At 54.2% G+C, this 8,782-nt stretch carries 8 protein-coding genes; 4 read left to right on the forward strand and 4 right to left on the reverse strand.

Going from position 1 to position 8,782, the window contains the following annotated elements; all coding sequences use genetic code 11:
* Positions 1-1,114: MFS transporter (locus ABWP27_RS10695; RefSeq protein ID WP_502905336.1), on the reverse strand; the 1,114-nt coding region annotated here is incomplete at its 3' end.
* 296 nt (positions 1,115-1,410) lie between these two features.
* The gene (locus tag ABWP27_RS10700; protein ID WP_353156487.1) at positions 1,411-2,247 is read right to left on the reverse strand and encodes a prolipoprotein diacylglyceryl transferase family protein; all 837 of its coding nucleotides are present in this window, start codon (positions 2,245-2,247) and stop codon (positions 1,411-1,413) included.
* Between the two features lie 307 nt (positions 2,248-2,554).
* Between ABWP27_RS10700 and ABWP27_RS10705 the strand changes: the two genes are divergently transcribed.
* The 3 genes from ABWP27_RS10705 to ABWP27_RS10715 all read left to right on the forward strand — a co-directional run bounded on the left by ABWP27_RS10705 (position 2,555) and on the right by ABWP27_RS10715 (position 5,299).
* Positions 2,555-2,854 carry a hypothetical protein gene (locus ABWP27_RS10705; protein WP_353156490.1) on the forward strand — a complete coding sequence of 100 codons (300 nt, stop codon included), beginning with the start codon at positions 2,555-2,557 and terminating at the stop codon, positions 2,852-2,854.
* Positions 2,855-3,043: 189 nt separating this feature from the next.
* A complete protein-coding gene (locus ABWP27_RS10710; protein WP_353156492.1) occupies positions 3,044-3,517 on the forward strand; it encodes a chemotaxis protein CheW in 474 nt (157 codons plus the stop codon).
* 60 nt (positions 3,518-3,577) lie between these two features.
* Entirely contained in the window at positions 3,578-5,299 is a 1,722-nt protein-coding gene (locus ABWP27_RS10715; protein WP_353156495.1) for a methyl-accepting chemotaxis protein, read from the forward strand.
* Positions 5,300-5,385: 86 nt separating this feature from the next.
* Here ABWP27_RS10715 and ABWP27_RS10720 read toward each other — a convergent pair whose 3' ends face one another.
* Together ABWP27_RS10720 and ABWP27_RS10725 are read right to left on the reverse strand one after the other, a co-directional pair.
* Positions 5,386-6,645 carry an acyl-CoA dehydrogenase family protein gene (locus ABWP27_RS10720; RefSeq protein ID WP_353156498.1) on the reverse strand — a complete coding sequence of 420 codons (1,260 nt, stop codon included), beginning with the start codon at positions 6,643-6,645 and terminating at the stop codon, positions 5,386-5,388.
* A 33-nt stretch (positions 6,646-6,678) separates the two neighbouring features.
* The gene (locus ABWP27_RS10725; RefSeq protein WP_502905335.1) at positions 6,679-7,635 is read right to left on the reverse strand and encodes an aliphatic sulfonate ABC transporter substrate-binding protein; all 957 of its coding nucleotides are present in this window, start codon (positions 7,633-7,635) and stop codon (positions 6,679-6,681) included.
* 383 nt (positions 7,636-8,018) lie between these two features.
* Here ABWP27_RS10725 and ABWP27_RS10730 point away from each other — a divergent pair.
* Positions 8,019-8,782: lyase family protein (locus ABWP27_RS10730; RefSeq protein ID WP_353156501.1), on the forward strand; the 764-nt coding region annotated here is incomplete at its 3' end.

Raw genomic sequence — 8,782 nt, forward strand, 5'->3', positions numbered from 1 at the left:
TTGCGCCGCGCCAGTAGAACTTGTTGCGGGTAAGCCAGGTTATCAGCAGCGCGGCAAGCAAGATTGCCGTCGCGGCATACGAGAAGGAGTGTGCGCCGAAGCGATCCAGAAGCATGCCTCCCGCGAGACTGCCGGCGCCGATGGCGGTGTTCCAGACCGTGGTTGTAATGGATTGAGCAACGTCCTGCGCCGGGCCTGCCGCATTGGCTATTGCGGTCACGAACAAGGTTGCGACTCCGCCGAACGCGAGGCCCCACAGTCCTACTGAGATGTAGATGACAGAGGGCGATGCAGGAAACAAGGCAAACACGATACTTGCGAACAGGAACAGCGCAGTACTGGCCAATGCCAGCTGACGCAACCAGCGGTCCACGAGAATGCCGACCAGGAACAAGCCGACGAGCGAGGTGCCGCCAAAGACCAGCAGGATGAAATCCGTGCGTCGCACCAGTTCCGCCAAAGCCAGGAGAGGCGAAATATAGGTGTAAAGGATGCTGTGTGCGAGGACGTACAGGAGCATGGCGGCCATGATCGGTCGCATGCCGGGAAGTACAAAGACGTCAACGACGTTCCGGCGCTTTTCTTCGCGGCTGGTTGGAAACGCAGGCAGTTTCGTCATGACCCAGAAGATCAGCAATAGAGCGAGTGCGCTGATCAGGCCAAACGCAGTACGCCAGCCCACGACACTGCCCAGGAAAGCCCCAATCGGAATACCCATGGTGAGGGCGAGCGGCGGGCCTGCCATGGCGATTGCAATCGCACGGCCTTTCTGGCTTTCATGAACCATGCGGGCTGCATAGCCGGCAATCATCGACCACACCAGCCCGGCGGCAACGCCACCCAGGAATCGGGCCACAAAGATGACGCTCAGGTTGTCGGATACCGCAGTGATGGTGTTGACGACGCCGAAACCGGCAATGGCGATCAACAGAAGCGTGCGACGATCGATTCTCTGCGTCGCGGCAGCAAGGGGAATCGCCGACAGCAGCGAGCCGAGCGCGTAGACGGTGATCAGTTGCCCCATCAATGCCTCGGAGCTATTCAGGCTGGCCGCGATCTGCGGCAGAAGTCCGGCTGGCAGCACTTCCGTGAGAAGGACGATAAAGCTCGCCATGGTTAAAGCAAGGAGTGAAGACAGTGGCAGCTTCTGCTTTGCGGCCTTGGCTGCGGCCTCTGGATTGATGTCTGGTTTGTTATATGCGAGTTCGGTTTTCATGATTTTTTCGAAGGTTACTAGAGGCACAGCAACCCATCTAGCTTAAGAATGTTGCAAGCAGAGATCTGACAGTCCCTCCATACGATTGAGTGGGCCGTGCTACTTGCTGTGCCAGCAATTCGGAAACGTTCTGAACGGTCCGGCCTGTTAAGGCTTAATGGCCCTGGGTACAAAATCAATGATGCGATTGGAAATCATTGATTCTTCTTGGGAGGATTGAGCCGGGGATTTATTTTCTGCAGCTTTTCCAGCAAGCTTGCGTGGGACACCTCTCCAAGACGAGAGTCCACCAGCTTGCCGTTCGCATCAAAGAAATACGTCGAAGGCATCCCTTTCACTTCAAATTCCTTCCCGACGGCACCCGATGAGTCCATGAGTACATTTCGCATCGTCAGATGGTTTGATGTCAGAAACTGCTCAACCTGCAGCTTTGATTCGCCCTGGTTAACAAACACAAAATTAATGTCAGGGTTCTGTTGCTGTGCTTTCTCAAACACTGGCATTTCTCTTTGACAAGGAGGGCACCAGCTTGCCCAAAGATTGATGACCGTTGGTTTGTCGCCAAACTTTGCCAGATAAACCTCATCACCATTTATTGAATGAAGTTTCAAATCGGGAATAGGCGAGTGATCCTTTGTCAGCACTGCCAGGGCGATAGTCCCGCCAATCCACACCAGGCTGGAGCCGAGCATCACGAGGAGTAGCGGCTTTCTTAAGTGAGGTTTCCACTTGAGTAGCAGAAGCGCGTAGACCCATGCAGCTATAACACCCGCCTGCGCGTTCCATCCACCATCTCGTATGTCAAGAATATCTAGCGGAGTGGGGAGATAGGCTGATCTGTACTGAATGACAAATACGATGCGAGCTGCCAATACTGCAACAATGAAGATCGTGAAAAAATGATTCTCGACGGTCTTTTCAGTACCTTTGTCTACACGCTTCGCAATGACGTTGCCGAAGAAAACCGTTGCAGCAATTAAGACAAGTAAATAGGGAACCGCAAGCGGACCGATTTGCAAAGATGACGTCATCAATTTCCATCGAAAGTGGGCGTCTGAAAGTACTGTTTTGTTAAGTATTTCAAGACCTGCATCAGATGACGTGCCGTACACCCAATTGACAAGAGAGCCGCTCTCTTTACGGATTTACATATAAAGAAATCGCTGTTACAGCGATTGTAAATATCGTAACTATTATTTTCCACTTTGTGTTCATACATTCTCCACAGGCATCCTGGCGTGCCGCATCGCCCTTGGACAGTATACCAAGCAATGGGAAAAGAAAAATATCGTCTATGAGAGCGCTGCTTGAATTGACTGATATCCATGAATTCTGCCGGTGAGGTTTTTTGTCATCTGCATCTCTGCAAGTAAATTTCGATGCTTCCCTCGCGAACGATTGCATCCGATTGAGGTTGTTAAAAGTGATGAACAGGAATGGCAAGAAACGGATGTGGGCCAAATAAAAGCAGCCGGTACTTTCTATTTGCATGCTGCTCTTTCATTGCTAGATACCGGTTCCGCTATGAATAAAACAACTTGCAAACACGACGAATGCCTGCCCGAAAATATTCAGAAACGTATTGAACAAAAAGAGTATCCAATATCGTCATGGCAGACGATGGTGATAGAGGGTTAGCCATGGTTCGCCACTTTTGCCGTTGGTTTCGGAAGCCACGATGGCCATGTCATCGTGGCTCTTGATTTTGCATCTCGTGATTAAGCAAGTTGCCGGGTTATTTCTAGTCACGATGAAGCCTGAGATTCCATCTCGATGGAATCCAGCCAATGCGCAGCCGGCAGTTTGTATTAAAAATGGAGGTTGGGAGTGAACCATCAGCAGGCGCAGGAGGGGATTGAGGCCCTGGCATTTACGCTCGGCAGTGAAGAGTATGGCGTCAGTATTCTGAAAGTACAGGAAATTCGCGGCTACGATTCAGTCACGAGAATTGCGAATACACCCGACTTCATCAAGGGGGTGGTCAACCTGCGCGGCAGCATCGTACCGATCGTCGACATGCGCATCAAGTTCAATCTGGGTACACCAACTTACGATCAGCTCACGGTCGTCATCATTCTGAATATCGACGGACACGTGGTCGGCATGGTGGTCGATAGCGTCTCGGACGTGATTACCCTGACGTCGGAGCAGATCAAGCCGGCGCCGGTCATGGGTACTACTGTCGATACCGATTATCTGATCGGTTTGGGCATGCACGAGCAGCGCATGGTAATCCTGATCGATATCGAGCGATTGATGTCCGGCACAGAGATCGGCTTGATCGAAAGACTGGCTGCTTGAATGCTGTTGTCGGGTAGTTCTTTACCTTAGCTTTTACTAACCAATCGTTTCGGGAGACATATGAATTTTTCGAGCATGAAAGTCGGTACGCGCATGGCGTTCGGTTTTGGTAGCGTTTGCGTTGTATTACTGGCGACTATTGGCATTGGGTTAAACAAATTGTCCGTCCTCAACGATGGTACTTTCGCTATCTCCGATAAATTCATGCCGCGTATTGCGTTGGCATCTGACGTCGAGAGCCAGACCAGCGTCATCGCCGTAGCGCTGCGGAACATGATGCTGAGCGATGATAAAGCCGACCAGAAAAAGCAACTCGATGTCATCCTGAAAGCACGAAAAACTATCAAGGAAGATCTCGACAAGTTGCAGAATCTGGTTGAGTCGCCAAAGGCGAAAGAATTGCAGCAGGAGCTGGTTGCCGGCCGTGCAAAATATGTTGGCGGACAGGAAAAATTACTCGAGCTGATCAATGCAGAACAATTCGCAGAGTCGAAAACCTATCTGAACCATGAATTGCGCCCGGTTCTTGCCCCATTTCAAACCAACTTGAGCAAGATGGTTAAACTCCAGGTCGAGCAAACCGAAGCCGCCGGTCAGGCCGCCAGTGAGACCTACAACAGCGCGCGCAATTTGATGCTGATACTGGGTGCAGTGGCGTTGCTGCTCTCGGTGCTGATTGGTTTTCTGATCACGCGCGGCTTGATTAAGCAGTTGGGAGGTGAACCGGATTACGCGGCCGGTATTGCCGGGAAAATCGCCGCAGGTGACCTGACGGTGGCGGTCGAAATTCAGGCCAATGACCACAGCAGCCTGCTGTTCGCGATGAAGACCATGCGAGATAGTCTTGCCGGCATCGTGGCTCAAGTGCGCAGCGGCACTGACACCATTGCTACCGCTTCCGGCCAGATCGCGGCCGGCAACCACGACCTGTCGTCGCGCACTGAAGAGCAGGCCAGCTCGCTGGAAGAAACTGCGTCCTCGATGGAAGAACTGACCTCGACCGTCAAGCAGAATGCGGACAACGCCCATCAGGCCAGCCGCCTGGCAGTCTCGGCTTCGGAAGTTGCCAGCAAGGGTGGCGCGGTGGTAGCGCAGGTGGTCGACACCATGGGTTCAATCAACCAATCCTCGAGAAAAATCGTCGACATCATCGGGGTGATCGACGGTATTGCGTTCCAGACCAACATCCTGGCCTTGAACGCGGCGGTGGAAGCAGCGCGCGCCGGCGAACAGGGGCGTGGCTTCGCAGTGGTTGCCGCCGAAGTACGCAATCTGGCGCAACGCTCGGCTGCTGCCGCCAAGGAAATCAAGACCTTGATCGACGATTCGGTGAACAAGGTCGACGCCGGCGCCGCATTGGTCAACGAAGCCGGCGCCACGATGCAAGAGATAGTCGAAAGCGTCAGACGAGTGACCGACATCATTAGCGAGATATCTTCCGCCAGCGCCGAACAAACTTCCGGAATCGAACAGATCAACGAGGCCATTACGCAGATGGACCAGGTAACGCAGCAAAATGCGGCACTGGTGGAAGAAGCGGCGGCAGCTTCGGAATCGATGCAGGAGCAGGCTGGCAAGCTGATGCACGCAGTTGACGTGTTCAAGCTCGACGGTGCGCAAGCGCTGGCGACGCCAGGTGTCAGTGTGACGTCCGGAGCGAGAAAACTGCTGAAGACGCAAGTGAAGAAGGTCGTGACGATTTCCACGCCATCGCGTACATCGCCACGGCGGCTAACTACAGTGACGCCAGCGGCAAGCGATCGGGAGTGGGAGGAATTTTAAGGTATGCCAATCTTGTGTCGCGGCGTGACGTTTATATACGAACAGCGTCTGACCGCGACACAAGAGCCTATGTGCGAACTCACGATTCAGGAATAAATTGATGGCGTCGGCACTTCACCCGTCAGTACCCATAGCCCGACATCCTTCAGTTTGTAATCCAGCGAATCGTGCAGCGTATGTACCCGTACGTTGCGCCAGAAACGATCGAAGCCGAATTTGGCGGCAGTGGCGCGGGCGCCCATGACTTCAAAAATTTTCGCCGTGATATCGAGTGCGGTGCGGGCGGCAGTGATTTTCGCCTCATAGATCGCAACAGCAAGTTGCCCGCGTTCTTCGGCGCTCAGCTCATCGCCGCGTTTCCATGCATGCTGTAATTGTGTGGCTGCCGCTTCGGCGAGTGCGCTTGCGCCGCGCAGTGCGATCCATAAATCGCCGTAGTGCTGCTGGGTGAATGGATCGTCGATTGCGCGTTCCACGCCTGAGGTAAACCATGGACGGCCTTGTTCGTGCGTGTACTTCCACGCATTCAACAGTGCACCTTGTGCGTTGCCGATATAGATTTCAATCAGGATCAGTTGCGACACCAGCGTGCGCAGGGTCGCGCGCGGTGTGCCGGATGTTCCAGGCGGGCCGAGCACTTCATTAGGTTCCACGCGCACCTTGTCGAAGGTGACGGAGCCGCTATCGGTTTGACGTTGTCCCAGATTGTCCCAATCATCGATGACCGTGACACCGGCTCGTTGCGTCGGAATCGTGATGAAGACGCGATCGGCCGGATCGGCAGAACGCGGTGCCGTGATATTGAGCATGTCGGAACCGGTGGCGCCCGAGCAAAACGATTTAATGCCGTTGAGTTCGTAATAGCCGTCGGTGCCGTTTTCACCCTCGCGCCAGGTGAGCGTGGTGCGGGTATCCAGACCATTGGTCGCATTACCCCAGAACCAGTTCTCGCTGACGGTTTTGCCGAGATACAGCTGCTTTTGCTGCGGATTGCCGAACAGCGTGACGCTGGCGACCTGCAGATGCTGAAAGCCGAACAGATGCGCGAGCGAACTGTCGACTTCGGCAAAGCGGCGGATGATTTTATAGATGGTCGGCCATGGCGTTTCCGGTCCGCCGAATGCTGCCGGCACCGCCAGTTTCAGCAAGCCGCTGTCGCGCAGCACCTGCCGTTCGACCCATGCAGTGCCGCCGCTGCGATCGCGCTCGGCCGCCGTCAACGCCAATGCAGCCGCAGTTTTTTCAACTGCGGCTGTCAGCGCGCCAATATTGCGTTGTAGCAAATGTGCCGGTGTGTAAGTCGGCGCGCTCTGTGGCAGTTCGTCGAGTTTCAGTAATTGACCCATGGCCGATTATTCCAATGCAAAGCAAAAATGTTTTTAAAAAACCGGCACTGCAGTGGCGTTGACCTTCTTCGGCAACAAACCTTCTGCCAGGAATGCATCGGCGATTTTTTGCTGTTCAGCCAGACGTTCAGGAACGACTGCGCGGACGTCATAGCTGCGGCGCGCATTGGCTTGCTCGATGGTGGCGGCATCCAGGCCCCAGACCGGTGCCAGCAGATTGGCGGCATCGCGTGGCGATTGCTTGACCCATTTGCCGGTTTCCAGCAGCGAGTTAACGACGACCTTGACGACATCCGGGCGTGCTTTTGCAAATGGTGTCGATGCCAGGTAATAGCGTTGGTAATCGGCCAGACCGCGACCATCACTCAATACGCGTACTTGCGATTGACGTTCTACCGCTGCGAGGAAGGGATCCCAGATTACCCATGCATCAATGGCGCCACGCTCGAATGCAGCACGGCCATCGGCTGGCGCCAGATAAGCGAGCTGGATATCTTTCAGTGACAGGCCGGCTTTTTCCAGCGCGGCAATCAACAGATAATGTGCGCCGGCTGCCTTGGCAAAGCCGATACGTTTGCCGCGCAAGTCAGCCAGCGTTTTGATAGGCGAATCTGCTTTCACGACAATCGCCTGTGCGCTGGGTGAAGGCGCTTCCTGTGCAATGTAAGTCAGTTGCGCACCGGCTGCCAAGGCAAATACCGGCACCGTATCGGCTACGTCGGCCGAGACATCGATAGCGCCTACATTCAAGGCTTCCAGCAGTGGCAGGCCGCTGGCGAATTCATGCCATGTGACCTTGACGCCCAATGCACCCAGCCGCTGTTCCAGTGTGCCGCGAGTTTTCAGTACCGTGATCAGGGTTGAGGATTTTTGATAGCCGATACGTACGGTATCGGGGACTTTTTGCGCGTGGACCGGCGCAATCGTTATCATTGGTGCCAGAGCCATCGCAATCAGGATGCGGCGACGAAGATTGGATATGAATGCCATGAGATTTCCCGGATGTGGATGGTGGATGCCTGCGTATTGAATGACGCTTGCATCACGCAATCCTTGTTGATTGAAGGAAAGTAGCTTAATGACTGGATACAAATAGAGGAACGAATCTATTCGTGCATCCATCATCGTTTTTTGCATAAGCCGGAATGCGTATATGCACATGCGGAAAATGTGTGGATGCAAAACAGATATGTGCATGCCCATGCTTGTCTTGGCGAGGTTGCCAGATGTCAAAGCAATGAAAAATAAACTCAGCCTGAATTTTCTGCATATGAAGAGTACTGTTCGTCGCAGTCTGATATCGTATGTAAAACGCAGGGAAAATGAGTAGCGTAATCCGCATCCTTCATTCATTCAGCCAGCAGGAGTCCATCATGAAAACAAGAATAGAACGCGATACTTTCGGCCCGATCGCAGTAAATGATGAACGCTTGTGGGGGGCACAAACGCAACGCTCGCTTGAGCATTTCAGGATATCGACCGAACGCATGCCGCAGGAATTGATAGTGGCGCTGGCCGAAGTCAAGCGTGCGGCAGCGATCGTCAATCGGGATCTGGGCAAGCTGGACAAGCAGAAGGCGGACGCGATCGTCAGTGCGGCAGAGGAAGTGATCGCTGGCCGGCATCCGCATGAATTTCCGCTCGCGGTGTGGCAAACCGGTTCCGGCACGCAAACCAATATGAACATGAACGAGGTGCTGGCCAATCGCGCTTCGGAATTGCTCGGCGGCGAACGCGGCGAGAAACGTCTGGTGCATCCGAATGACGATGTTAATCTCGGGCAATCATCCAACGATATTTTCCCCACCGCGATGTATGTGGCGGCCAGTCTCAGCGTCACGCAGAAATTGCTGCCGGCGATACATGCCTTGCGCGTGACGCTGCAGCACAAGGCGGAAGAGTTTGCCGATATCGTCAAGATCGGGCGTACGCATTTGCAGGATGCGACGCCGTTGACTCTGGGGCAGGAATTTTCCGGTTATGTCGCACAGTTGCATCACGCCGAACTCGGGATAGTGGTGTTGCTGCCACCGTTGCATGAACTGGCGGTCGGTGGCACGGCGGTCGGTACCGGCTTGAACACGCATCCGGAATTCGGCGTACGCGTGGCCGCCGAACTGACGCAGCGTAGTGGTGT

The organism is Herminiimonas fonticola, assembly GCF_040395855.1.
Lineage (GTDB): Bacteria > Pseudomonadota > Gammaproteobacteria > Burkholderiales > Burkholderiaceae_D > Oxalicibacterium > Oxalicibacterium fonticola_A.